The organism is Bradyrhizobium sp. LA2.1 (assembly GCF_040547725.1).
GTDB lineage: Bacteria > Pseudomonadota > Alphaproteobacteria > Rhizobiales > Xanthobacteraceae > Bradyrhizobium > Bradyrhizobium barranii.
In genome coordinates this window covers 1-24,736 of sequence record NZ_JBEPQI010000017.1, presented here as the reverse complement: position 1 = coordinate 24,736, position 24,736 = coordinate 1, and the positions used below count along the sequence as shown (strand labels likewise).

Sequence of the window (24,736 nt, the reverse complement as noted above, 5' to 3'; positions counted from 1 at the left end):
CGTCGCGCGGAGTTTTGCATGACCGGAGGTCACCGCCGCATTCTGGTCGTCGAGGACGATCCGGAAACCGCAGGCCAGCTCGTCGAGGAACTCACCACCTCGGGCTACGACGTCGATCTTGCCGCGACGGGTCGTGAAGCCCTGAGCCACGGCGTCGCCCGCGACTATGCCGTGATCACCATCGACCGCATGCTGCCCGACATCGACGGCATCGCCGTGATGCGCCAGTTGCGCGACGACGGCATCGCCGCACCCTTCCTGATCATCTCCGCGCTCGGCGAGGTTGACGACCGCGTGCGCGGTTTGCGCGCCGGGGGCGATGACTATCTCGTCAAGCCGTTCTCCTTCGTCGAGCTGCTGGCGCGCCTCGAGGCGCTCGGCCGGCGCAGCGAGACCGTCGCCAAGGAAACGATTTTGCGGGTCGGCGATCTCGCCATCGACCTGATTGCGCGCAACGCCAGCCGGCGCGGCCGGAAAATTCCGCTGCTGCCGCGCGAGTTTCAGCTGCTCGAATATCTCGTCCGCAACGAGGGCCGCGTCGTCTCCCGGGCGATGCTGCTCCAGCATGTCTGGGATCTGCATTTCGATCCCTCCACCAACATCATCGACGTCTATGTCGGGCGGGTCCGCCGCAAGGTCGACGATGCCCAGGCCTATCCGCTGATCCATACGATCCGCGGCATCGGATATTGCATCCGTGCTCCTGGCTAAGACGCTCCGCTCCTCCACCTTCCGTCTGGCACTGATCGCGATCGCGGCGTTCGGCCTGATCGTCGCGGCGATCATGGCCTATGTCTATTTCGGCACGATCGCCTATGTGCAGGGCCGGGTCGGCGACGCCGGCGATCACAGCGGCTTCACCGCGATGATCGAGCTCGCGATGGTCGCCGTCGCCGTGCTGCTGGCCGTGCTGGCCGGGGTCGCGGCCGTGCTGGTGACGCGGCGCACGGTCGGACGGATCGAGGAGATCAATGCGACCAGCCGCGCCATCATGCTGTCGGGGCTCGACCGGCGCATTCCCTTGCGCGGCAGTCACGACGAGTGGGACCGCGTCGCCGAAAACCTCAACCAGATGCTCGACCGCATCGAGACGCTGATGGGTGAGGTCAAGCAGGTCAGCGACAACGTCGCCCACGATCTGCGCACGCCGCTGACGCGCATGCGCGGCCGGCTGGAAAAGGCCTATCACACCCCGCGAAATGGCGAGGCCGATGCCGTGCTGATCGGCGACACCATCGCCGATCTCGATTCGGTGCTCGGGATGTTCGCTTCCATCACGCGGATCTCGGAGATCGAGACTCGCGCCCGCCGCAGTGCGTTTCGCACGCTCGACCTCGCTGAAATCGCCGGTGAGGTCGTCGAGCTCTACGACGCCGCGGCCGAGCAGGTCGCGACCCGCCTCAGCCTTGACGGCGACCGCGAGGTGGCGATTACGGGGGACCGCGACCTGCTGTTCGACGCCATCGCCAATCTCGTCGACAACGCGATCAAGCACGGCCGCGCGGGCGGGCAGGTCACCGTGACCTGTCGCAGCGCCGGTGGTGGGGCGGTGATCGCGATCGCCGACGATGGTCCGGGCATTCCCACCGGAGAGCGCGATCACGTGTTCAAGCGCTTCTACCGGCTCGAACAGAGCCGTTACACGCCGGGCAACGGTCTGGGCTTGAGCCTGGTCGCGGCCGTTGCCGGTCTCCATGGCGCCGAGATTGCACTGCACGACAATGCGCCGGGCCTCACGGTCCGGCTCAGCTTCCCGGCGACATCAGGGCGATAGGAGCTGACGGCGTCATAGCTCGATCACGCCGCGGCGTGCCGCATGCGCGACCGCGTCGGTGCGGCCGGTGGCATCCAGTTTGTCGAGCAGCGAACCGACGTGGAATTTGACCGTGTGCACGGAAATGCCGAGCTGGCGCGCGATCAGCTTGTTGGACGCGCCTTCCGCCATCAGCGCCAGGACATCGAGCTCGCGCTGCGTCAGCGCGATGTCGTCCGGCATGATGCGCGGATCGCGGGCCATGACCGTCGCCGTGGCGGCCTCGCCGGGCGCGGCGAGCCGAAGCCCGGCGATGTTGCCGAGCAAGACCGCCAGGCGATCGGCGAGGGCGGGATCGTCGATCTCCAGGGCGAGCACGATCTCGGGCGCGCTGTCCTCGCTCACGCCTCCGGCCTCTCGCCGATCGTGACCTTGAAGCTGACTGGCTCGCCGCCGCGGCGCACCGCGACATCGACCACCGTGCCGACGCTCGCAGGTCCCAGCGTCCGCGACAGCGCACGCACGCCGGAGAGCTTCTGGTCGTTGACCGCCACGATGACGTCGCCCTGGCGGATGCCGGCCGCAGCCGAAGGACCGGCCTTGTCAACATTCATCACCATCGCGCCGATGCCATCGTCGAGCCGCACCGGCTGGAGCCCGACGCCGAGATATCCGCGGGCGATGCGGCCGCGCGTCTCGAGTTGTGCCGCGACCCGCTCGATTGTCGCCGTCGGGATCACCAGGACCCGCCGCGGCCCGAGCACGGCCATGCCGAAGGCGACGCCTGATGCATCGAGCGCGAGCCCGCCTTGTTGCGCGAAGCGCAGGCGCACGTCGAGCTCGATCCGCGCATCGATGTCGCCGCCGCGCAAAGAGCGCCAGCTCTTGCCGGACAGTGATACCATGCCGAGCGCCGCGCTCGGCGCATCGCGATCGGTGGCGACGACGACCGACAGCGTGCCGAGGGGCGGAACGGTCGCGGCCAGCTTGACCGGCGCAAGACTGGCATCGGTGCGCAACAGCGCGATGTCGGTCGTATGGTCGCGGCCGACGATTGTGGCGGCCGCGGTGCTGCCGTCGGGGAGGCTGATCTGGATATCGCCCTCGTCGGCCAGCGCTTCGTCGGCGGTGACGATCAAGCCGAGTTTCCAGACGAAGCCGGTGGCGCGGGAGCGATGCGAATGCACGGCGACGACGGATGGCGCGGTGCGCGTCACGACATCCGCGAGCGCGGACGAAAGGGAAGACAGAGGAGTTGGGGCGGTCATGGAAGGCTCCTGTAATTCGTCCTTAATCTGGGATGTCGCGGGCGATTGCGAAACTGGCCGGGTGGCCAGGACAGGCGGGGCGGACCGGCCTCCGCAGGACCGCGGCCGACGAACATGTGATTGGGACGCCTTCACGGGAACGTGTAGCAATCCAGGAATTGCACTGTACGACCTCCAGCGTTTCCAGCGAGCCCCGACCGATGACCGTCGACTTCACCCGCCGCACTCTGCTTCAACTCGCCGGTGCGACCTCGCTCGCGATGGCGGCCGCCGCCGCCGCTCGGGCCGAGGGCATGCCGCAAGGCGGCGGGCCGACCTATGCCAGCCGCACGCCGATGCGGGTGGGCATGGTGACGCTCCGGGTCAAGAATCTCGACAAGGTCGCGGACTACTACCGCGACGTGCTCGGGCTGACCGTGATGGAGCGCTCCGCCGGCGCCGCGACGCTCGGCACGGCCGGTATCACGCTGCTCGTGCTGGAAGCCCGTCCCGAGGCCGCGATCGAGCCGCGCAATGCCGCGGGCCTCTACCACACCGCCTTCCTGATGCCGTCGCGCAAAGACCTCGCGCGCTGGCTGGTGCACGCAGCCTCGCATCGCGTGAAGCTGTCGGGCTTCGCCGATCATCTCGTCAGTGAATCCGTCTATCTCGACGACCCCGAAGGCAACGGCATCGAGGTCTATGCCGACCGCGATCCCTCGCAATGGCAGTGGAGCGAGGGCAGCGTGAAGATGGCGAGCGACGAGCTCAACATCCCCGACCTCTTGTCGCTGACCAATACGCGCGTGGCAGACTACGCCAAGGCACCGGACGGTCTGCGCGTCGGCCACATGCATCTGCGTGTCGGCGATCTCGCCGAGGCCGAACGGTTCTATCACGGCACGGTCGGCCTCGATCCGACCCGCCGCCGTGGCGGCGCCGCGTTCCTGTCGTCGGGCCGCTATCACCATCACCTCGGCATGAACGTCTGGCAGAGCCAGGGGGCCGGCCAACGCGACGATCAGACCACGGGGCTCGCCTGGTTCTCGCTGGTGATGGCGAAGCAGGACATTCTCGCCGCGCAGGAGGAACGCCTGCGCAAGGGCGGCGCGCATGTCACGGCGCTCGCCAACGGTGTGGAGGCCGTCGATCCCTGGGGCACGCGGGTGCGCCTGATCAGGGTTTGATCGCTGGCGCGGGCATTGCTATGACCGGTCAGGCGCTAGCCAGTTTTGCGGGGTTCAGCCTGACATGCCCGATTTTCACGGCGTCTTTCCCTATCTCGTTTCGCCCGTCGACGCCGATGGCACGGTGCGCACCGAAGTCCTCGGCAAGCTCTGCGACGATTTGATTGACGCAGGCGTGCACGGGTTGACGCCGCTGGGTTCGACTGGCGAGTTTGCCTATCTCAATGCCGCGCAACGCACCGCGATCGTGCGGGCCACCATCGAGGCGGCGAAGGACCGTGTGCCGGTCGTGGCCGGCGTCGCCTCCACCTCGACGGCGGACGCAGTGGCGCAGGCGAAGGCCTACGAGAGGCTCGGCGCAACCGGCATTCTGGCGATCCTGGAAGCGTACTTTCCGCTCGCCGATGCCCAGGTCGAATCATACTTCCGCAGCATCGCGGATGCCGTGGACATCCCCGTCGTCATCTACACCAATCCGCAATTCCAGCGCTCCGACCTCACGCTCGACATCATCGCGCGCCTCGCTGAACATCCGCGCATCGGCTACATCAAGGACGCCTCGACCAACACCGGCCGGCTGCTCTCGATCATGAACCGCTGCGGCGATGCCTTGCGGGTGTTCTCGGCCTCCGCCCATATCCCGGCCGCTGTGATGCTGATCGGCGGCCTCGGCTGGATGGCGGGACCGGCCTGCATCATTCCGCGCCAGAGCGTCGCGCTCTACGACCTCTGCAAGGCCGGCCGCTGGGACGAGGCCATGGCGCTCCAGCGCAGGCTGTGGCGGATCAACGAGGCTTTCGCCCGCTTCAACCTCGCCGCCTGCATCAAGGCGGGCCTTGCGATCCAGGGCTACGACGTCGGCGATCCCGTCCCGCCGCAGGCCGCGCTGACCGTGGAGGCGCGCAAGGTCGTGGAAGCGGCGTTGAGGGAGCTTTCTCCGTAGCAGTGCCGTAGGGTGGGCAAAGCGTAGCGTGCCCACCATCCTGGTCGCATCCGTTGAGAGATGGTGGGCACGGCGCAAGCGCGCCTTTGCCCACCCTACGGAATCGTGGATTTGCGGGACGGCATGCCGAAATCGTGGATATCCCGCCCAAAACCGCGGCTGGTATGCCTCCGATCGATCCGCTAAAAGGCTGCCCGCAGTTTCGAAAAGACCCTGAGGACCCCACGGAATGAACATTCTTCCCGGCAATTTGCGTTTCGGAGCGGGCCAGCCCGTCAAGCGTTTGGAAGACCAGCGGCTGCTCACCGGGAAGGGTCAGTTCATCGACGACAAGCCGGAGGAGGGCGCGCTGTGGTTGCATGTGCTGCGCTCGCCGCATGCCCACGCAAAGATCGTCGCGATCGACACCAGCGCTGCGGCATCGATGCCCGGCGTCACCGCGATCTACACCGGCGCTGACCTCGTCAAGGACGATATCGGCACCATTCCGACCCTGAGCATCTTCAAGCGCCCCGACGGCAAGCCGATGACGGTGCCGCCGCGCCGCCTGCTCGCCCATGAGATCGTCCGCTACGCCGGCGAAGCGATTGCGGCGGTGGTTGCTTCCTCCCGCGCGGAAGCGCAAAGCGCGGCCGAAGCGATTGCGGTCGAATATGACGTGCAGCCCGCGGTGGTCGATCCCGTCGAGGCCGTAAAACCCGGCGCGCCCGTGGTGTGGCCCGAGGCGCCCGACAACATCGTCGGCGCGATGAGCTATGGCGATGCCGCCAAGGCGGACGAGGCGTTTGCCAAGGCCGCGCATACGGTCGAGCTCGACATCGTCAGCCAGCGTCTGGTGCCCTCCGCGATGGAGCCGCGCTCGACCATTGCCGAGATCGACAAGAAGACCGGCCGTCTTCTCCTGCACGTGCAGTCGCAGACCCCGGCCTCCACCCGCGACGTGCTGGCCGAAGCCGTGCTCAAGCGCCCCAAGGACAGCGTCCGCGTGCTGGTCGGCGACATCGGCGGCGGCTTTGGCCAGAAGACCAACCTCTATCCCGAGGACGGCATCGTCGCCTATGCCGCGACCAAGCTGAACAGGAAGATCCGCTGGCGCGGTGACCGCACCGACGAATTCGTCGGCGGTACCCATGGCCGCGATCTCACCTCGACGGCCTCCTTCGCGCTCGACGACAAGGGCAAGGTGTTGGCCTATCGCGTCAAGTCGATCGGTTGCACCGGCGCGTACTCCTCGGGTGCGGCGAACATCATTCCGCTGGTGCTCGGGCCGTTCGTGCAGACCGGCGTCTACGATTTGCCGCTGGTGCATTTCGAGGTGCAGTCGGTGATGACCCACACCGCGCCGGTCGGTGCCTATCGCGGCGCGGGCCGGCCTGAAGCGGTGTTCATCGTCGAGCGTCTGTTCGACGCCGCCGCGCGAAAGATCGGCATGGATCCGCGTGCGATCCGTAAAGCGAACTACATCAAGCCGGCGCAGCTGCCCTACACCAACGCCGCGGGCCAGGTTTACGATTCCGGCGCCTTCGCCCACATGCTCGATCGCGCCGTGAAGTTGGCCGATTGGGACGGCTTTGCCGCGCGCAAGAAAGCCGCGAAGAAGAAGGGCCTGCTCTACGGCCGCGGGCTCACCTCCTACATCGAGTGGACCGGCGGCCGCGCCCACACCGAGAAGGTCAGCCTGCACGCGACGTCGCAGGGCCGCGTCGTGCTGCATTCCGGCACCATGGCGATGGGGCAGGGGCTGCAGACCACCTACACCCAGATGATCTCCGACACGCTCGGCATCGCCATGGACAAGATCGACGTCGTCCAGGGCGACACGGATCTCGCGATGGGCTTCGGCAGCGTCGGCTCGCGCTCGCTGTTCGTCGGCGGCACGGCGGTCGCGGTCTCATCCAACGATCTGATCCAGAAGGCGCGTGAGAAGGCAGCCAACGTGCTGGAGACCTCGGTCGAGGATATCGAATATCAGGGCGGCATGCTCACCGTGGTCGGCACCGACCGCCGCATCAGCCTGTTCGATCTCGCCGAGAAGGAGGGCAGCGCCAAGCTCAGCGTCGATTCCGAAGGTGAGGTCGATGGCCCGAGCTGGCCGAACGGCACGCATATCTGCGAGGTCGAGATCGACCCCGAGACCGGCGTCTCCAAGGTCGTGCGCTACACCACGGTCGACGACGTCGGCGTTGCCGTGAACCCGATGCTGGTCACCGGCCAGATCCATGGCGGCGTCGCGCAGGGCATTGGACAAGCGCTGTACGAGGGCGTGTCCTACGATGAGGACGGCCAGCTCCTCACCGCGAGCTACCAGGACTATTGCATCCCCCGTGCTGACGACGTTCCGCCGATCGAGGTCACGCTCGACGACTCCGCGCCCTGCCGGACCAATCCGCTCGGCGCCAAGGGCTGCGGCGAATCCGGCGCCATCGGCGGCCCGCCCTGCGTCACCAATGGCGTGATGGACGCACTCGCCGAGCTCGGCATCACCCAGCTGAACACGCCCCTGACGCCGCAGAAGATCTGGAAGGCGATCCGGGACGCGAAGGTGGCGGGCTAGGATCTACAGTGGTGCGTAGCCCGGATGGAGCGCAGCGAAATCCGGGGCGCTATTGCCACGACGTCATTGCGAGCGCAGCGAAGCAATCCAGAGTCCCTCCACCGAGGGATTCTGGATTGCTTCGTCGCAAGGGCTCCTCGCAATGACGGAAGAGAGAGTTGTGGCCCTCAAATCCCCAGCATCATCTTCGCGATGATGTCACGCTGGATCTCCGAGGTGCCGCCGAAGATCGTGTAGGCGCGGCCGTTGAGATATTCCGGCACCACCGTCAGCATCTCCTCAGGCGTCGCCGGCGCGTGGTTGAGCTTGTAGAGCGGGCGCATCGGCTCGACCGCGAGCGCGTCGTGACCGATCACGTCGACCCCCAGCCGGGTCACGGCCTGCCGGATCTCGCTGTTGCGCAGCTTCAGGATCGACGACACCGCGCCGGGATTTTGCCCGGTCTGAAGTGCGGAGAGCACGCGCAGCTCGGTCATCTCCAGCGCGTCGATGTCGATTTCGACCTCGGAGATGCGCACGGCGATATCGGGGCTGTCGATCGCGCGGCCGGTCAGGTCCGACTCGGCCAGCTCCGCGATCGCCTTTAGTCCCTCGCGCAGCTTCGCTGACGCAATGCCGGAGCCCCGCTCGAACTCGAGCAGATATTTGCCGTAGGTCCAGCCTTTGCCTTCGTCGCCGACGCGGTTGGCCACGGGCACGCGCACATCGTCGAAGAACACCTGGTTGACCTCGTGGTCACCGCCGATGGTTAGGATCGGTCGTGTCGTGATTCCGGGCGTCTTCATGTCGATCAGAATAAAACTGATGCCGTCCTGCTGCCGCGGTCCGTCGCTGGTGCGCACCAGCGCGAACATGCGGTTGGCGTGGTGGGCGTGCGTGGTCCAGATTTTTGTGCCGTTGATAATGTAGTCCTCGCCGTCGCGCGCCGCGCGCGTCTTCAGCGACGAGAGATCGGAGCCGGAGCCCGGTTCGGAATAGCCCTGGCACCAATAATCCTCGCCGGAGAGGATGCGTGGCAGATAAAAATTCTTCTGCGCCGCCGAGCCGAAACCGATGATGACGGGTCCCACCATCTTGACGCCCATCACGTTGACATTGGGCACGCCGGCCCGAGCGCTTTCGGTCTCGAAAATCCAGCGCTGCGCCGGCGTCCAGTCCGGACCGCCATATTCGACCGGCCAGCCCGGTGCGCCCCAGCCCTGCCGGTGCAGCGCGCGCTGCCAGGCCATGCCGATATCAGGATCGGAGAACACCGACGGCGTCAGCGCGGTTGCGCGCTTCATCTCCTCGGTGAGATTCTTGGCGATGAAGCCGCGCACCTCGTCCTGGAAAGCGCGCTCCTCGGTGTTGAACGAGAGGTCCATGATGCGCTCCTTGTGTCAGGCCGTGCGGCCAAGCTGGGCGTGGCGGCTGTAATGGTGCGCGCTGCCGCCGAACAGCGTGTCGAAGGCGACCAGCCGCTTGAAATAGGCGCCGACCTCGAGCTCCTCGGTGACGCCCATGCCGCCATGAAGCTGGATCGACTGCTCGCCGACGAAGCGCGCGCATTTGCCGATCTTCGCTTTCGCACCGGAGGCGGCCCGCGCGCGCTCGATCGGCGGGCTGTCCACCTTCAGCGCGGCGCGCAGCGCCATCGAGCGCGCCTCGTCGACCTGCATTGCCATGTCGGCGAGGCGGTGGCGGATCACCTGGTTGGCTGAGAGCGGCCGGCCGAACTGCTTTCGGATCTTGGTGTATTCCAGCGTGGTGTCGAGCAGCGTCTGCATGATGCCGACGGCTTCGGCACCTAACGCAGCCATGGCGCGATCGATGGCCCATTCGATCGCGGGCAGGGCGTCATGTCCGTCGCCGAGCAGGGCATCCTCCGGCAGCTCGACGCCGGACAGCTCGATATTGCAGGCCCGTCCGCCGCCGAGACGCTCGTAGTCGCTGATGGCGAGGCTCGGTGTCTTTGCCACCAGGAACAGGCCGATCCGCCCCGACGGTCCCTGATGGTCGTGGACATGCGCGGATACGATGATCTCGTCGGCGGCGTGGCCCTCGAGCACCGCGATCTTGCTGCCGGCAAGACGCCAGCCCTGCGCCGTCTTGTGGGCGACGGTCGCGACTTTTGCGAGATCGAACCGCGCCGTGCGCTCGGAATGGGCAAAGGCGAGCTTCAGCGATCCATCCGCGACCTTCGGCAGCCTCGCCTGCTTCTGCGCGGTGCTGCCGCATTTGTCGATGAGCGAGGCTCCAAGCACCACCGTTGCAACATACGGTTCCGACACCAACCCGCGGCCGAAGGCTTCCATCAGAATGCCGATCTCGACCGCGCCGCCACCGAGCCCGTCAAACTCTTCCGCGATCGGCAGTGCCAGCCAACCAAGCTCGGCGAACTGCTTCCACACCGCAGGGCTGAAGCCGGACGGATCGTTCGCCATTTTGCGGCGATGATCGGCATCGTAGCTCTCGGCCACGAAGCGTTCCGCGCTTTCGCGCAGCAGCCGTTGCTCGTCACTCAGATTGAGGTCCATGTCGTTACTCCGCGGCCGCCGGCGGCTTGCGCACGGAGGGATGCAGTCCGGATGGATCGACCACCATGCCGAACTCCTGAAGGTTATGGGCGTGACAGAGCTGATGCAGCGCAAAGGCCTGGTCGATCGCGGCGGGCTGGCCCATCACATCGACCGAGCGGTTCACGGCTTCCTTGGTCAGCTTCAGCGCGAAGGACGGCTTTGATGCGATCCGGCGCGCCAGCTCCAGCACCGACGCTGAAAGCTCCGCGCGCGGCACGACCCGGTTGACCATGCCGAGCTGATGCGCCTCCTGCGCACTCCATGCGTCGGCCGTGAACAGGAATTCCTTGGCCTTGCGCGGGCCGAGCTCCCAGGGATGCACGAACCATTCAACGCCACAGACGCCCATGGTCACCACCGGATCGCAGAACTGCGCATCGTCGCTGGCGACGATGAGGTCGCACGCCCAGGCCAGCATCAATCCGCCGGCGATGCACTTGCCGTGCACCTCGGCAATGGTCGGCTTGGCGAGGTTGCGCCAGCGCCGCGTGATCTGGAGATAGATTTCCTGCTCGCGCGCGAAGCGGCCATGCGCGCCTTGTTCGGCGAAGCCACCCCAATTTCCTACCGGCGGAAAATCGACGCCTGCGGCGTTCTTGTCGCCGGGGCGCAGATCGTGGCCCGATGAGAAATGCGGCCCGTTGCCGGCGAGGATGATCACCTTGACCGCGTCGTCCTGCACCGCCTCGTCGAACGCGGCGTTGAGGTCGTAGGTCATCTGCAGGTTCTGCGCGTTGCGCGCCTCGGGCCGGTTCATCACGATCCGGGCAATCGCCGGCTCCGGCCGCTCCACGAGGATGGTCTCGAACGAGCTCATCGCGTTCCCCTTGGCGTTTCCGTTCTTGTTTTGCTCAAGTTGACTATGTCGGCCAGGGATAGGCAAGGGGCTTGCGTCAGTCGGCTGCTTTTCGCGCCGCCGGCACAAGATGTCTGGCACCGCGCGCGTTCAATCTGATAGTTTACGCCAGATTTCACCGGGAGGAATTTGATGCGCAAGATCCTGACCGTGCTGGCGGCTCTGGCCTCGCTGAGCCTGACCAATTGCGGCTACAACGCCATCCAGAGCGAGGACGAGCAGATCAAGGGCAACTGGTCCGAGGTCGTGAACCAGTATCAGCGCCGAGCCGATCTCGTGCCCAATCTCGTCAACTCGGTAAAGGGTTTTGCGCAGCAGGAAAAGGACGTGCTGCTCGGCGTCACTAATGCGCGCGCCAAGGTCGGCAGCATCCAGGCGACGCCTGAGGTGCTGAACGACCCCGCCGCCTTCCAGAAGTTCCAGGCCGCCCAGGGCGAGCTCTCCAGCGCGCTGTCACGTCTCTTGGTCGTCACCGAGAACTATCCGCAGCTCAAGTCCGATGCGCTGTTCAAGGATTTGATGTCGCAGCTCGAAGGCACCGAGAACCGCATCACGGTCGCGCGCAACCGCTACATCAAGGCGGTGCAGGACTATAACGTCACCATTCGCTCCTTCCCGAGCAACCTCACCGCAATGATGTTCGGCTACAAGGAGAAGCCGAATTTCGCGGTCGACAACGAGAAGGAAATCTCGACCGCGCCGAAGGTCGATTTCAATCCGGCGCCGGCGCCGTCGAAATAAGCGCGCTCAGCCCCGATGCGCACCACATCCTCCGCTGTCATTCCCCGCGAAAGCGGGGAATCCAGTACGCCGCAGCTTCTCCGTGATCCGCCGGCGTCTCTGGAATACTGGATCGCCCGGTCGAGCCGGGCGATGACATCGAGGTTGTGGCGCGCTTGTTCTGCTGTTTCACTGTGCGTTGCCCTCTTGCTCGCGCTTGCACTTACCTTTGCCTCCCCCGCCTTGGCCGATGTCGCCGTGCCGCAACTCACCGGCCGCGTGGTCGATCAGACCGGCACGCTGTCGAGCGCCGACGTCGCCGCGCTGTCGCAAAAGCTGCGTGACTTCGAGACTCGCAAGGGCAGCCAGGTCGCCGTCCTGATCGTGCCGACGACCCAGCCGGAGACGATCGAGCAGTTTTCCATCCGGGTTGCAGACGCCTGGAAGGTCGGCCGCAAGAAGGTGGACGACGGCGCGATCCTCGTCGTCGCCAAGAACGACCGGCATTTGCGAATCGAGGTCGGTTACGGCCTCGAGGGAGCGCTCACGGACGTCACCTCCCGGCGCATCATCGACGAGATCATCACGCCGAAATTCAGGACGGGCGATTTTGCCGGCGGCATCTCCGATGGCGTCGATCGCATGATCCGCGTGATCGATGGGGAGCCGCTGCCAGTACCTTCGCCGACGGTGAATTTCGGCAATCTGGACGATATTGCGCCGCTGTTCATTGTGACGCTGTTCGCCTCGATCGGGGTCGGCGGCTTCTTCCGGGCCATGCTGGGGCGGCTGCTTGGCTCCTTGGCGACCGGCGGTATCATCGCAGCGCTGACCTGGCTCATTCTCGGGTCCTTTGCAATCGCGCTCGCGCTCGGAGCGCTGGGCTTCGTCATCGGCTTCATCGCCGATCTGTTTGCGGCGATGGCGCCAAGCCCGGGGTCGTCGCGCGGCGGCTCGTGGTCGAGCGGCTCTTCGGGGGGCGGCTGGAGCAGCGGATCGTCGTCCAGCGACAGCGGCGGTTTCAGCGGCGGCGGTGGCAGTTTTGGCGGCGGCGGCGCCTCGGGGAGCTGGTAGCGGTCATGAGCATCAAGCGCATTGCCAGACATCTCGTGCAGCATCATTGGCGGGCGAAGCAAATCTTCCCGCCAAAGGTGCTCGCCCGCATCGAGCAGGCGATCAGGCAGGGTGAGAGCACGCATTCTGGCCAGGTCCGCTTCGTCGTCGAAGGCGCGCTCGACGGGCGACCGCTGTTCCGCAACCAGCCGGCCCGCGCGCGTGCGCTCGATGTGTTCTCTCACTTGCGTATCTGGGACACCGCGCACAACAACGGCGTCCTCATCTATCTCCTGCTCGCCGACCGCGATGTCGAAATCGTTGCCGATCGCGGCATCGATGCGAAGGTTGGTGCGGAGGGCTGGGAGAACATCTGCCGCGCGATGGAGGCCGAGTTCGCCTCCGGCCGGTTCGAGCGCGGCGTGATCGGCGGCATCGCGGCGGTGTCGCGCGAGCTGGCGCGGTATTTTCCGCCGCAAGGCCCGCATGCGAACGAACTGCCGGATGCGCCGGTCGTGATGTGACGGATAGTGATGTGGGCGGAGCGGTGACGTGAACGGAGTGGGCGCCGCCCACTCCGTCATTGCGAGGAGCTCTTGCGACGAAGCAATCCAGACTGCGGCCTTGGAAAGATTCTGGATTGCTTCGCTGTGCTCGCAATGACGGTGTGGAGGCAGCCATTCCGCGGCCGTTCATCTTCCCCGGCTTACAATTTGTTTCACGCCCGCCACACCGGTTCCACGTTCCCGGCCAAATTCGGCCCCGGATGACTTCCTAAAATTTCGGTAAGCGGGTCCCGAAGTAAGGATTTCGCAAGCAATGAAAGTTACCAAAAGGTCAATCCAGAGTGGAGTATTCGAACTGTGAGCGAACCAATGGCTGAGCAGGCTGCCCAGGATACGAGCGTCGTGGAAGCTGCGACCGCGCCGCAGGCCGTCGAGGCTGCCGGCATCGAGGCCCCCTCGATCGCCCCCGACCATGAGTCGCCGCCCAAGCCTGATCCAGTCAAGGCAGAGGCCCCGAAGGTCGAGCCGCCCCGGATCGAAGTGCCGAAGTTCGAGACCAAGCCCGAGCCGAAGCCCGGCAAGCTCATCGTCATGGCACCGTCGGAGCGCTCCTGGGAGCGCGAGGAGTTTGCCCCGCATGTGAAGGCGGACGAGCCGCGCGAGACCGGCAGCAAGCGCCGCCTGTCGGTGATGGCCGCGGTGGTGGCGATCGCCGCCAGCGTCGGCGCCATCAGCGGCGCGCTCGCGACTGCGGGCATGATGCACTTCGCGGCCCCGGCCCCCGCGCCGGCGCAGGTCGCCGACACCAGCGCGCTGGAATCCTCGGTTGCCCGGATCGATGCCGATGTCGTCGCACTGAAGGCGAATGTCGAGCACACCTCCAAGACTGGCCTCAGCCAGTTCAATCGCGCCAATGACCGTCTCGACAAGCTCGAGAAGGCCCAGGCCGAGCCGATGGCCAAAATCGCAAAGCTGTCCGAGACCGTCGACAAGCTCCGCGCCACGCCGCCCGCGGCCCCCGCGCAGGCCGCCGCCGCCGCGAAGGAAACCACCGGCTCGATCGCGCCGACCCAGGTTGCGACCGCCGCCGCGGCACCGGTTCCGGCCCCGGCCGCGCCCAAGACCGAGGTCGGCCGGTTGCCGACGATCGACGGCTGGGTTCTGCGGGACGTTGCCAATGGCGGCGCGCTGATCGAGGGCCGCGGCGGCCTCTACGAGGTCTATGCCGGTGACCCCATCCCCGGAATTGGCCGCGTCGATGCGATCCGCCGTCAGGACGGCCGCTGGGTCGTCGTCACCAGCAAGGGCCTGATCGTCGCACGCTGAGCGTTCGATATCCGATCTTCAAAGAGGCGCTTCACCACCATGTGAGGCGCCTTTTTACTTGAATAGGCCGGCTTACGCGGTGTTACTGAAGGCATGAGCCGCGCGTTGCGAATTCTCTTTGCTGCCGCCGTCTTGCTTGGCGGAACTGTTTCGCTTTTCGCAGCGGAGAACGCGCCGTTGACGCGCGGCACGGCGATCATCGATCCCGATCTGCTCCGCAAGCTCGACCAGAACGATTCGCTCACGATCTCGCGCCTGCTATGGCCGGAGCGGAACGCAAACGTTCCGCTGACGACCGATTTGCTGTTCTCGTCGCTGTCCCAGCTCAAGGAGATTCCGCCGGCGATCGACGCGGAGTTCGACCGCTACATCATCAGGCAGAAGGCGGCGTACCCGACCGAGACCATTGGCGTCGGTGAAGGCTTTGACGTGCAGCTGTTCGATCGGGCCAATCTCAAATCCCGCGACACCCGCTTCGTGCTGGCGGGCATCGTCAATCGCATGGACCGCGCCTATGTCTCGGAGGAGTCGTGCGGCGAGATCAGGCTGATCTATCGGCTGGTGCGTTTCGAGAATAAGCCGGAAGGTGGCAAGACCGCAACGCGCCTGCCGATGACGTTCAATCTGGTGATGAAGGCACGCGATGCGCGCCAGACCGATGCGAGCGGTAAGCCTGTTACCTGCGCCGAGGTCGCGCGGCGCTGGCTCGACAATGGCGACTGGCAGGGGCTGATAGGCAGCGGCATCTCCCCTTCCGACGCCATGCTCGACCGCATCGAGACCAATATCCAGATATCGATCGCGCCGAAATCGGCACTGCACGATTTCCGCTCCGACTATCTGCTCAAGGTGTTCAAGTATAACGCCGCGACGAAGACGTTCGAGGAATCGACGCTGGAGAACCAGATCGATCGCGACCGCATCCTCGCCGACAACGATCTTCGACGTGACTTCAAGGCTTGGCTGCTTGCGCCGGAAAATCTCCGCGAGTTCGATCGCGGCACGGTGCTGATCCCCGAGACATTCCTGGCCAAGGCCGCGGTGGTGCCGACGCCCGCGGGCCTTGACGCTTCGCCGTTGCAGCCGGAGTTCGGCATGGTGCAAGGGGAGGACAGGGACAGCAACAAGGGCGAGCCGGTCTTCACCGACAACGACGTGGTCGGCGCGCTGAAGCAGGCGGCGGCGCGTGGCATCGACATGCAGAACATCCGCTCGATCGCGGGCTTCCAGCGCCGTCTCAACGACGTCACCTGCGGCGGCTGCCACCAGACCCGCGGCATCGGCGGCTTCCATTTTCCGGGCGTCGATTGGCTTGCGGACAAGCCGTCGAACTCCACCATCGTGCCGGCTTCGCCGCATTTCTTCGGCGATCAGGTCCGCCGCCGCGACATCCTGACCGCATTCGCCGCGGGCAAACGCCCTGATTTCTCACGCGGATTTGCCAGCCGGCCGCAGACCCGTGGCAGTGGGGAGCTGGCCGGTACCGAATATCAGGATGGCTGGGGCGCCCATTGTGCCCTGCAAAATGCGGGATCGGGAGCGCCGGATAAGAGTTTTACGTCATGGAGCTGTGCTAAAGGTCTCACCTGTCAGGCTGCCGCGGCATCGAGCCGCATCGGCATGTGCTTCATCAAGACGCGTTAGCGCGTGATCCGAAAAAAGTGTGTAGCGGTTTTTCGAAAAGATCACGCGCCAGATAAAGCCCGCAACCGATTTGGATGACCCATGACTGAGACCAGCGACGCCGACAAGGAGCGCAATCGCGAGATCGCGCGCAATGAGGAAGCCAAGCAGGTCACCGGCAGCATCCGCGTCAGCACCTGGGCGGTCGCGGTGGTCGTCATCGTCGGCGGGATTTTGTTCACGCTCGGCTGGCTGGCGCTGAGGGGTTAGTACCAGCGCTCTCACTTCGCGTAATTCGTCATCCGTTTGCCGGGCAAGAGCTCATAGGCCGGTTTCCAGTGAGGCAGCGCGGCCATGCGACCGAGCCAGGCGTTGATGGCAGGATGGCTCGCCGCGAAATCGAAGCCGTGCTCGTCGCTCGGATAGTGCAGGTAGGCCATCATCGAGATATCGGCGATCGTCGGCTTCGCCCCGATCGCAAAGGCATTATGCTGGAGATGTCCGTCGAGAATGCCGAGGAAGTCCTCGAGCCGCCGGCGAAAATGCTTCAGCACCTGCGGGTCGTTTTTCTCAGTGAACGCCCGCATGAAGCGATAGGTCGCCATGTAGCCGGTGAGCTTGTGGTTGTCCCAGAACAGCCAGCGCAGCAGCTCGAACTTTTCCTCCTCGGTCTCCGCGCCGAAACGGCCGTACTGCTCGGCAAGCTTGAGCAGGAGCGGTGCGGTCTGCGTCATCTTCACGCCGTCGACCTCGAGCACGGGAATCTCGCCCATCGCGTTCACGGCCTTGCGCCATTCCGCCGTGCGCGTGACGCCGCCGCCAAAATCGGTCCACACCGGCTCGAACGTCTCGCCGCAAAGCGTCAGCATCAACGCCAGCTTGTAGCTGTTGCCGGATTCCGGGAAGTAGTGCAGGCGGTAGCTGGGCATGGGGGCCTCACGAGACGCGATGTTGTCGTGAGTCTATAACGAGATCGTCCCACGCCGTCATAGCGAGCGCAGCGAAGCAATCCAGCAATGCATCTGGAGACACGAGCTATCTCCACCGTCGCCCCGGGCTCGCGCCTTGCGCGCCCCGGGACGACAGGGGAGTGTGTGGCGCCGCCTTACCCCACCGCGCCCGAACCCCGCAACTGCTTGATCGCCTTCTCGTCGTATCCCGCCCCGCGCAAAATCTCGTCACTGTGCTCGCCGACGGCCGGCGGCTTGCGCGGCTGGACCTTCTTGGCGCCGTCGATCCAGATCGGGCTGGAGATGGTGAGCATGGTGTCGTTCTCGAACGGCACCAGCACCTCGTTGTCGAGCATCTGCTTGTCGTTGGGGATGTCGTCGAGAATGCCGACGATGCCGAACACGAGGCCGTTGCCGTCGAGAATCTTGCGCCATTCGGCGAGATCCCTGGTGGCAAACGTCTCGTCAAAAATCTTGATCAGCTCGACCGAGCGGGCGTGGCGGTCAGCCTTGGTGGCAAAGCGCGGATCGGTGATCAGGTCTTCGCGTCCCAGGCATTTGGCGAGCGTCGGAAACTGCTTCTCCTCGCTCAGCAGCGACAGGATCAGCCAGCGGCCGTCCTTGCACTGGTAGTGGTTGGCGACCGCATTCAGCGCGCGCTCGCGCGGCCGCCGCTCGGCGAACCTGGCGCCGCAGAGCTTGGCCTGCGCCAGCGTGCCCGCGGCCCACACCCCGTTCGCCATCAGATTGGAGGCGACATGCGAGCCCTTGCCGGTCTTCTCGCGCTGATACAGCGCGGTGACGATGGCGCCATAGAACGCCATGGCGCAGGGATGGTCGCCCATGCCGGCGACCGAGCGAGCCGGCGTCGTGTGGGTGTCGGCGCGGACCAAGTCCATCAGGCCGGAGCGCGCCCAATAGGCGTTGCTGTCGAAGCCGGGCTTGTTGGCTTCTTCGCCCTTCTCGCCATAGCCGGTAAATGAGGCGTAGATCAGCCGGTCGTTGAGATGGGCGAGGTGGTCATAGGTGATACCGAGCTTGGCGCGCACCGGCGGCGGCATGTTGGTGATGAAGACGTCGGCCTCTTCGCACAGCTTGTAGAGCACGGCCTGCGCCTCGGGCTTTGCGAGGTCGAGCGCGATGCTCTTCTTGTTGCGGGCCTCCAGCAGCCAGGCGAAATTGTGCTCGCTGGTCGGATAGCCCGGAATGTTGGGCAGATTGCGGTAGGGGTCGCCGGCGCCGGGCGGCTCGATCTTGATGACGTCGGCGCCGAAATCCGACAGCACGGTCGCGGCCGCGGGCGCTGCGATGAAGCTCGCGCAGTCCAGAACCTTGAGCCCTGCAAAAATGCCCTTTTCCATCGCGGCGTAGCTCCCTCGCTCTTGTTGTTTCCCGCGCGCTGGAATTGGCGCGGGCCAAGTCATGGCAGCATTAGACCGATGTTTTGCCGGGATGCAACGGCGCCAGGCGCAGGGCTTCACTCCTCTCCCGCAAGCAGCGCGGCATTGCCGCCGGCTGCCGCGGTGTTGATCGTCACGGTCTGCTCGGTCGCAAAGCGTGCGAGATAATGCGGGCCGCCCGCTTTCGGGCCGGTTCCGGACAGCCCGTTGCCGCCGAATGGCTGCACGCCGACCACGGCGCCGATCATGTTGCGGTTGACATAGATGTTGCCGACCTGGACGCGATCGATGATCGCCTCGATGGTGTCGTCGATCCGGGAGTGAATGCCGAGCGTGAGTCCATATCCGCTGCGCTCGATCGCCTGCAGCACGCGGTCGAGGTTTTCCGCGCGATAGCGCACGACGTGCAGGATCGGGCCGAACACCTCCTCGGTGAGCTGGCCGGCGTCCTTGAGCTCGAAAATGTGCGGGGCGACGAAGCAGCCGTCGGGCACGGTGCCGGCAAAGTGCAGCCGCACCTCGCTCTTCATCCGCGCGATATGCGCATCGAGGCGCTGCTTGGCCTCGGCGTCGATCACCGGACCGACATGGGTTGCGACATCTGCGGGATCACCAATCCTGAGTTCGCGCGCCGCGCCCGCGATCATCTCGATCATGCGGTCGGCGACATCCTCCTGCACGAACAGCAGCCGCAGCGCCGAGCAGCGCTGGCCGGCGGAGCGGAAGGCCGAGGTCACGACGTCGTCGGCGACCTGCTCGGGCAGCGCGGTCGCATCCGCGATCATGGCGTTGATGCCGCCGGTCTCCGCGATCAGCGGCACGATCGGCCCCTCCTTGGCGGCGAGCGTCCGGTTGATCAGGCGCGCGACCTCGGTCGAGCCGGTGAAGACGACGCCGGCGATGTCGGCATGCGCCGTCAGCACGGCGCCGATGCGGCCGTCACCGGTGACGAGATGCAGCGCGCTCCTGGGAATGCCGGCCTCGTGCAGCAGCGCTACGGCCTCACGCGCGATGCGCGGCGTCTGCTCGGCGGGTTTTGCGATCACGCTGTTTCCGGCCATCAGCGCCGCCGTGACCTGGCCCATGAAGATCGCCAGCGGGAAATTCCAAGGCGAGATCGCGACGAAGGCGCCGCGGCCGCGCATCGCGAGCGCATTGCTCTCGCCGGTCGGGCCCGGCATGGCGGCCTCAACGCCGAACAGCTTTCGACCCTGTGCGGCATAGTAGCGGCAGAAGTCGGCGGCCTCGCGCAGCTCCGATAGCGCATCGTCCAGCGTCTTGCCGCCCTCGGCTTGCAGCAGCGCGATGAAATGGGCGCTCCGGCTCTCCAACAGATGCGCGGCCTGCTCCAGTGCGGCCGCGCGCGTGGCCGCCGGCGTTCGGCTCCAGGCGGCAAAGCCGGCGCGCGCAGCAGTCACCGACGCATTGGCTCGGTCCGGCGTTGTGTCGGCTATGGGCTTGAGGTCGGCTGCCTCGGCCTTCGCGTCCGCCAGCAGCCGGTCGAGCGCCGCGCGCGCGCCGAATTCGACGCCGCGCGAATTGCGCCGCTCCGGCGCGAACAGATCGCCCGGCAACGGAATTTTAGGATGGGCCGCTGCTTGCGGCCGGACGATGGCATCGGCCGGACGCTGCAACAGCGCCACAACCGGCACACGATAGTCGGCCGCCTGCGCCACGAACGACGAGTTGGCGCCGTTCTCCAGCAGCCGCCGCACCAGGTAGGCGAGCAGGTCGCGATGGCTGCCGACCGGGGCATAGGTGCGGTAGGCGATGTCAGGATGATCCTTGGCGAGCTGCTCGTAGAGCGCCTCGCCCATGCCGTGCAGGCGCTGGAATTCGAAGCCGCCGCCATCTTGCGCAAGCTCCAGCACGGTCGCGACCGTCAGCGCGTTGTGGGTGGCGAATTGCGGGAAGATGCGCGGCCGCAGGGCCAACAGCTTCTGCGCGCAGGCGACGTAGTTCAGATCCGTCATCGTCTTGCGCGTGAACACGGGATAGCCGTCCAGCCCGCGCTCCTGCGCGCGCTTGATCTCGGTGTCCCAATAGGCGCCCTTGACCAGCCGCACCATCAGCTTGCGGTCATGCGCGCGGGCGAGCGCGTCGACATAGTCGATCACGGCGCTGGCGCGCTTCTGATAGGCCTGGATCGCCAGGCCAAAGCCGTCCCAGCCGCTGAGCGAGGGATCGGCGAGCGTTGCCGCGATCACGTCGAGCGACAGCTCCAGCCGGTCGGCTTCCTCGGCATCGACGGTGAAGTTCAGATCATGGGCCTTGGCGCGCTGCGCCAGATCGAGCAGCTGCGGCACCAGCTCGGCCATCACGCGCGCGCGGCTGATCGCCTCGAAGCGCGGATGCAGCGCCGAGAGCTTGACCGAGATGCCGGGACGGTCGGGCAGGGGATGGCTGCCCGCTGCCTTGCCGATGGTCTCGATCGCACTGGCATAGGCGTCGAAATAACGCCTGGCGTCCCCCGCCGTGCGCGCGCCTTCGCCGAGCATGTCGAAGGAGTAGCGCGTCTTCTGACCGGAGCGCGGCTTACCCCGCTCCAGCGCCTGCTCGATGGTCTCGCCCAGCACGAAATGATTGCCCATCAGCCGCATCGCCTGGCGCGTGGCGGTGCGCACCGCCGGCGCGCCCAGCCGCTTCACCAGCCGGCCGATGGTGCCGTCGGGCGTCTCGCCGGGCTGGATCACCCGCGCCGAGAGGCCGAGCGCCCAGGCCGAGGCGTTGACGAGGAAGGCAGTGGACTTGGTCTCGTGGTGGATGAAGTCGCCCTCGCCGAGCTTGTCCTCGATGAACTGGTCGGCGGTGCGCGCGTCGGGCACGCGGAGCAGCGCCTCGGCCAGCACCATCAGGGCGAGCCCCTCCTTGGTCGAGAGCGCGAACTCTCGCAGCATGTCCTCGACACCGCCAAGCCGGTCGTCGCGCTTGCGGATCGCCTCGATCAGCCGCGTCGCGGTGCGGTCGATCCGCGCCTCCTGCGGCGGGCCGAGATGCGAAGCGGGCAAGAGTCGCGCGGCAATCTCGGCATCATCGGGCGCATAGGGGGCGGTGAAGGGCGGCGGGATGTTCGGCATGGCGTGTCCTGTGGCTCAAATTCAGGATAAGGCCCGCTAGACCGTGGTTCGATAGACAAATTAGCCATTTTGCCTTAGGAAATAAAGATCATTGGTATATTGGCCACATAAAATATGGAACTCGATCGAATCGACCGGAAGATCCTCTCAATTCTGCAGCAGGACGGGCGCATCGCCAATGTCGAACTCGCCGAGCGCATCGGGCTGTCGCCGACCTCGGTCGGCGAGCGGCTGAAGCGGTTGCAGCGGGAGGGCTTTGTCGAGGGCTACGGCGCGCGGCTCAATCCGCACCGGCTCGGCCTGGGTCTTCTGGTGTTCGTCGAGGTGCTGCTCGACAAGACCACGCCGGACAATTTCGAGCGGTTCGCGCGCGCGGTGAAACTCGCACCCGAGGTGCTGGAGTGTCACATGGTTGCAGGAGGCTTCGACTATCTTGTGAAGGCGCGGCTTGCGGACATGACCGCCTATCGACGCTTCCTCGGCGAGACGTTGCTGTCAATGCCGGGCGTGCGCGAGACGCGAACCTATGCGGTGATGGAAGAGATCAAGCGCGACGCACCATTGCCGGTGGACTAACGAAGGGCCGTCGCGATTGTCATTGCTGTGGCGTTGAACGAGCGGTCTTCGCGGGAAAATAGCTCTCCGTGTGCAATCGCAACGCCTGTCGTCGAATGCACTGGCCGTCTTCTAAAATTTTTTTGGCCCGGCTCCCGGACAGATCCGGGAGGCAGCAAAGGCTGCCGGGCTTATACTTTGAGGTTCTCTGCGGAGGTCTTGCCCCGGTTTGCGATCTCTTCGTATTCCACCGTCTGTCCTTCGTTCAGGGACGACAGACCGGCTTTCTGCACTGCCGAGATATGCACGAACACATCCTTGCCGCCCGACGCAGGCTGGATAAATCCATAACCCTTCGTCGGGTTGAACCACTTGACCGTACCTTTAGCCATCACGTCTTCTCCGCGGGTCTTCCTCCGAGATCTCGAACCGCCAGTCCCCGCCAACCGGCCGGTTCGGTCCTAACAGGATACGCGGAATGTGGCCGGCTTGGTAGCTCAAACCATATCGGCATTTCGCCGAATTCCGCTCAACTTCGCAGCGTTTTTGCCGATTTTGCCCGTTTCGCGGTCAATTGATCGGCACGCCGCGCGCCATCCGTCAATAAGTCGCGGCCAGATAATCGACGATCTTGCCGACATCGGCATCGTCGATCGGGGCGCCATAGACCTTGATCATCTTGGTCACCTCGGCCTGCCAAAAACCTTTCTTGTCCTTCATCGGCGGCTGCGTGTTGACGTAATCGGCCGAGTGGCAGGCGCTGCAATTGCCCTGCACGACCTCGAGATTGGGGCCCGGCTTGAAGGCCGCGACCTCGTCGGGCGTCTTGTAGTTGAGCGGCGCTGCAAGTGCCGAACCGACCATTGCGGCGACGGCGAGTGAGATGGCGAGGAGAACGGTGCGCTGCATGATCATTCTCCCTCAGGCCACGGTGACGCGGACGGTTTCGACGACGTTGCGTAGATAACCCGCAGGGTTCCAGCGTGGCGCATCCGGCTGGGTCTCGCCGCCATTGCCGGTGGCGCGCACCTTGAGCTCGTGGGCGCCCGCCGCGAGCTTCACCGGCAGCTTCCATTCACGGAATGAGTATTTGCCGAGATCCTTGCCGAGCTTGGCGCTGACCCAGGTCTTGCCGCCGTCGGTGGAAACCTGGACGTCCTTGATGCCCTTGCCGCCGTCGAAGGCGATGCCGCGCAGCGTCGTGCCGCCGGCCTTCAGCTTGGCGCCATCGGGAACGCTGGTGATGAAGGACCGGATGGTGAAGCGGTTGATCGGGATCGTCGCCTTCGGCGCGGTGCCTGGCTCGACCGCATTATTCGGCGTATCCGGAATGCGATAGGCCGACTTCATCCAGAAGCCGTCATAGACATTGTCGATGACGGTGATCTCGTTGAGGTGCTTGACCCAGTAGGTGCCGTAATAGCCGGGGACGATCAGGCGCAGCGGAAAGCCGTTGAGGAACGGCAGGTCCTCGCCGTTCATGCCATAGGCCAGCATCACCTCGCCGTCGGTGGCATGATCGAGATCGAGCGCCTTGACGAAATCGGGCGTCTTGTCGCTGACGGGGCCGTCCATGCCGTTGAAGGTGACCTGCTTGGCGCCGCTCTGCACGCCCGCCATCTCCAGCACGGCCTTCAGCGGCACGCCACGCCAGCGCGCATTGCCCATCGCCCCATTGGCGAGCTGGCCACCGGCGACACGCGGCTCGGAGAAGCCGCGGCTGTTGCCGGAGCACTGGTTGACGGCGACGATCTCGGTCGCCTTCATTTTCCTGATGTCCTTGAGCGACAGCTTGAGCGGCTTGTCGACCTTGCCCTTGACCTCGAGCGTGAACTTGTCGGGATCCAGATTGTAGGGCAGGTCCGAGAGGTGATAGCGCACGAAGAACGCGTTATTCGGCGTGATCGGACCGTCGTTGAAGATCGCGAACGGCGTCTCGAGCTGCGGCGGCCGGCTGGTCAGGCCGATCATCGGCCGCTTCTGCGGATATTTCACCAGCGGCCGCTCGCCATTGGCGAAGGGAAGCGTGACGGTGTCGAGTGCCAGCGCCTTGGTGGAATTCAGTGTGGCCGCCATAGCGGCAAGGCCCGCTCCTTTGAGCAGGTCGCGTCGATCGAACATTCTCGTCTCCTCCCGGAGCTTTCGTTGGACAGCGGTCATCACCGCGATCCCGCGCTCATCTGTCGCAACGATTGAGATGAAGTCAATTCGTGCTTTCGCAGCAGGCCCATGTCGCTGCGTTGCAGCAACGCGGTGTTACGTTCGTAACGAGATTGCCGAGCTGTAGCCGCAGTGAAAGTGCACTCCCTCTCCCCGCAAGCGGGGAGAGGGTTGGGGTGAGCGACTGTGTTCGCTGTCAAGCGGGTTGCCATGGTGTTTTCGTCCTGATCATGACGTTGAGGATGGTCAGCAGCTTGCGGGCGACGGC

23 protein-coding genes are annotated in these 24,736 nt (G+C 65.4%); 12 read left to right on the top strand and 11 right to left on the bottom strand.

Translation table 11 applies throughout. The annotated features are described in order from the left end of the window. The first annotated feature begins 18 nt into the window (after positions 1 to 18). Positions 19 to 711 carry a response regulator transcription factor gene (locus ABIB95_RS28905; RefSeq protein ID WP_063985457.1) on the top strand — a complete coding sequence of 231 codons (693 nt, stop codon included), beginning with the start codon at positions 19 to 21 and terminating at the stop codon, positions 709 to 711. Further along, entirely contained in the window at positions 698 to 1,774 is a 1,077-nt protein-coding gene (locus ABIB95_RS28900) for a sensor histidine kinase (RefSeq protein ID WP_354244308.1), read from the top strand. Before ABIB95_RS28905 ends, ABIB95_RS28900 begins: the two co-directional genes overlap by 14 nt. A gap of 12 nt (positions 1,775 to 1,786) precedes the next feature. Here ABIB95_RS28900 and ABIB95_RS28895 read toward each other — a convergent pair whose 3' ends face one another. Both ABIB95_RS28895 and ABIB95_RS28890 read right to left on the bottom strand, forming a co-directional pair. Then, on the bottom strand, positions 1,787 to 2,158 hold the full coding sequence (locus ABIB95_RS28895; protein ID WP_354244306.1) for a response regulator transcription factor: 372 nt from the start codon (positions 2,156 to 2,158) through the stop codon (positions 1,787 to 1,789). Beyond that, a complete protein-coding gene (locus ABIB95_RS28890; protein ID WP_354244303.1) occupies positions 2,155 to 3,021 on the bottom strand; it encodes a S1C family serine protease in 867 nt (288 codons plus the stop codon). The genes ABIB95_RS28895 and ABIB95_RS28890 overlap by 4 nt, the downstream gene beginning before the upstream one ends. Before the next feature lie 200 nt (positions 3,022 to 3,221). On the opposite strand from ABIB95_RS28890, the gene ABIB95_RS28885 reads away from it, so the two are divergent. The 3 genes from ABIB95_RS28885 (at position 3,222) to ABIB95_RS28875 (ending at position 7,684) form a co-directional block, all read left to right on the top strand. Then, positions 3,222 to 4,187, top strand: a complete 966-nt coding sequence (locus ABIB95_RS28885) for a VOC family protein (RefSeq protein ID WP_354244300.1) — start codon at positions 3,222 to 3,224, stop codon at positions 4,185 to 4,187. A 64-nt stretch (positions 4,188 to 4,251) separates the two neighbouring features. Then, positions 4,252 to 5,130: a dihydrodipicolinate synthase family protein gene (locus ABIB95_RS28880; RefSeq protein ID WP_354244298.1), complete on the top strand. Its 879-nt coding sequence runs from the start codon at positions 4,252 to 4,254 to the stop codon at positions 5,128 to 5,130. A 229-nt stretch (positions 5,131 to 5,359) separates the two neighbouring features. Next, a complete protein-coding gene (locus ABIB95_RS28875) occupies positions 5,360 to 7,684 on the top strand; it encodes a xanthine dehydrogenase family protein molybdopterin-binding subunit (protein WP_354244295.1) in 2,325 nt (774 codons plus the stop codon). A 167-nt stretch (positions 7,685 to 7,851) separates the two neighbouring features. Here the strand turns inward: ABIB95_RS28875 and ABIB95_RS28870 are convergent, their stop codons facing one another. The 3 genes from ABIB95_RS28870 to ABIB95_RS28860 are packed head-to-tail and all read right to left on the bottom strand — an operon-like array spanning position 7,852 to position 11,059. After that, on the bottom strand, positions 7,852 to 9,048 hold the full coding sequence (locus ABIB95_RS28870) for an acyl-CoA dehydrogenase family protein (RefSeq protein ID WP_354244293.1): 1,197 nt from the start codon (positions 9,046 to 9,048) through the stop codon (positions 7,852 to 7,854). Between the two features lie 15 nt (positions 9,049 to 9,063). Beyond that, positions 9,064 to 10,200 (bottom strand): acyl-CoA dehydrogenase family protein, encoded by a 1,137-nt coding sequence (locus ABIB95_RS28865; RefSeq protein WP_354244290.1) that lies wholly within the window; start codon positions 10,198 to 10,200, stop codon positions 9,064 to 9,066. Positions 10,201 to 10,204: 4 nt separating this feature from the next. After that, positions 10,205 to 11,059 (bottom strand): enoyl-CoA hydratase, encoded by an 855-nt coding sequence (locus tag ABIB95_RS28860; protein ID WP_354244287.1) that lies wholly within the window; start codon positions 11,057 to 11,059, stop codon positions 10,205 to 10,207. Positions 11,060 to 11,230: 171 nt separating this feature from the next. Between ABIB95_RS28860 and ABIB95_RS28855 the strand changes: the two genes are divergently transcribed. The 6 genes from ABIB95_RS28855 (at position 11,231) to ABIB95_RS28830 (ending at position 16,596) form a co-directional block, all read left to right on the top strand. Beyond that, positions 11,231 to 11,839, top strand: coding sequence for a LemA family protein (locus tag ABIB95_RS28855; RefSeq protein ID WP_071909659.1), 609 nt, complete (start codon positions 11,231 to 11,233; stop codon positions 11,837 to 11,839). Positions 11,840 to 11,971: 132 nt separating this feature from the next. After that, a complete protein-coding gene (locus ABIB95_RS28850; protein WP_354244284.1) occupies positions 11,972 to 12,892 on the top strand; it encodes a TPM domain-containing protein in 921 nt (306 codons plus the stop codon). Between the two features lie 5 nt (positions 12,893 to 12,897). Further along, positions 12,898 to 13,395 carry a TPM domain-containing protein gene (locus ABIB95_RS28845; RefSeq protein WP_354244281.1) on the top strand — a complete coding sequence of 166 codons (498 nt, stop codon included), beginning with the start codon at positions 12,898 to 12,900 and terminating at the stop codon, positions 13,393 to 13,395. Positions 13,396 to 13,746: 351 nt separating this feature from the next. Then, on the top strand, positions 13,747 to 14,703 hold the full coding sequence (locus ABIB95_RS28840) for a hypothetical protein (protein WP_354244278.1): 957 nt from the start codon (positions 13,747 to 13,749) through the stop codon (positions 14,701 to 14,703). Positions 14,704 to 14,796: 93 nt separating this feature from the next. Next, a complete protein-coding gene (locus tag ABIB95_RS28835) occupies positions 14,797 to 16,347 on the top strand; it encodes a hypothetical protein (RefSeq protein WP_354244275.1) in 1,551 nt (516 codons plus the stop codon). Positions 16,348 to 16,428: 81 nt separating this feature from the next. Further along, positions 16,429 to 16,596 carry a hypothetical protein gene (locus tag ABIB95_RS28830; protein WP_014492272.1) on the top strand — a complete coding sequence of 56 codons (168 nt, stop codon included), beginning with the start codon at positions 16,429 to 16,431 and terminating at the stop codon, positions 16,594 to 16,596. Positions 16,597 to 16,607: 11 nt separating this feature from the next. Here the strand turns inward: ABIB95_RS28830 and ABIB95_RS28825 are convergent, their stop codons facing one another. The 3 genes from ABIB95_RS28825 to putA form a co-directional block, all read right to left on the bottom strand. Further along, entirely contained in the window at positions 16,608 to 17,255 is a 648-nt protein-coding gene (locus ABIB95_RS28825) for a glutathione S-transferase family protein (protein WP_354244272.1), read from the bottom strand. 176 nt (positions 17,256 to 17,431) lie between these two features. Beyond that, complete coding sequence (locus tag ABIB95_RS28820) at positions 17,432 to 18,637, bottom strand: CaiB/BaiF CoA transferase family protein (RefSeq protein WP_354244269.1); 1,206 nt, start codon at positions 18,635 to 18,637, stop codon at positions 17,432 to 17,434. A 116-nt stretch (positions 18,638 to 18,753) separates the two neighbouring features. After that, on the bottom strand, positions 18,754 to 21,753 hold the full coding sequence (gene putA, locus ABIB95_RS28815) for a bifunctional proline dehydrogenase/L-glutamate gamma-semialdehyde dehydrogenase PutA (protein WP_354244266.1): 3,000 nt from the start codon (positions 21,751 to 21,753) through the stop codon (positions 18,754 to 18,756). A 114-nt stretch (positions 21,754 to 21,867) separates the two neighbouring features. Here putA and ABIB95_RS28810 point away from each other — a divergent pair, with 114 nt between their 5' ends. Beyond that, on the top strand, positions 21,868 to 22,329 hold the full coding sequence (locus ABIB95_RS28810; protein WP_038954741.1) for an Lrp/AsnC ligand binding domain-containing protein: 462 nt from the start codon (positions 21,868 to 21,870) through the stop codon (positions 22,327 to 22,329). Between the two features lie 170 nt (positions 22,330 to 22,499). On the opposite strand, the gene ABIB95_RS28805 is transcribed toward ABIB95_RS28810, so the two are convergent. The 3 genes from ABIB95_RS28805 to sorA form a co-directional block, all read right to left on the bottom strand. Beyond that, positions 22,500 to 22,700, bottom strand: a complete 201-nt coding sequence (locus ABIB95_RS28805) for a cold-shock protein (protein ID WP_008134691.1) — start codon at positions 22,698 to 22,700, stop codon at positions 22,500 to 22,502. 208 nt (positions 22,701 to 22,908) lie between these two features. Further along, positions 22,909 to 23,217, bottom strand: coding sequence for a SorB family sulfite dehydrogenase c-type cytochrome subunit (sorB, locus tag ABIB95_RS28800; protein WP_071917135.1), 309 nt, complete (start codon positions 23,215 to 23,217; stop codon positions 22,909 to 22,911). A 12-nt stretch (positions 23,218 to 23,229) separates the two neighbouring features. Further along, positions 23,230 to 24,429, bottom strand: a complete 1,200-nt coding sequence (gene sorA / locus ABIB95_RS28795; RefSeq protein ID WP_028151513.1) for a SorA family sulfite dehydrogenase catalytic subunit — start codon at positions 24,427 to 24,429, stop codon at positions 23,230 to 23,232. Positions 24,430 to 24,736 lie beyond the last annotated feature (307 nt).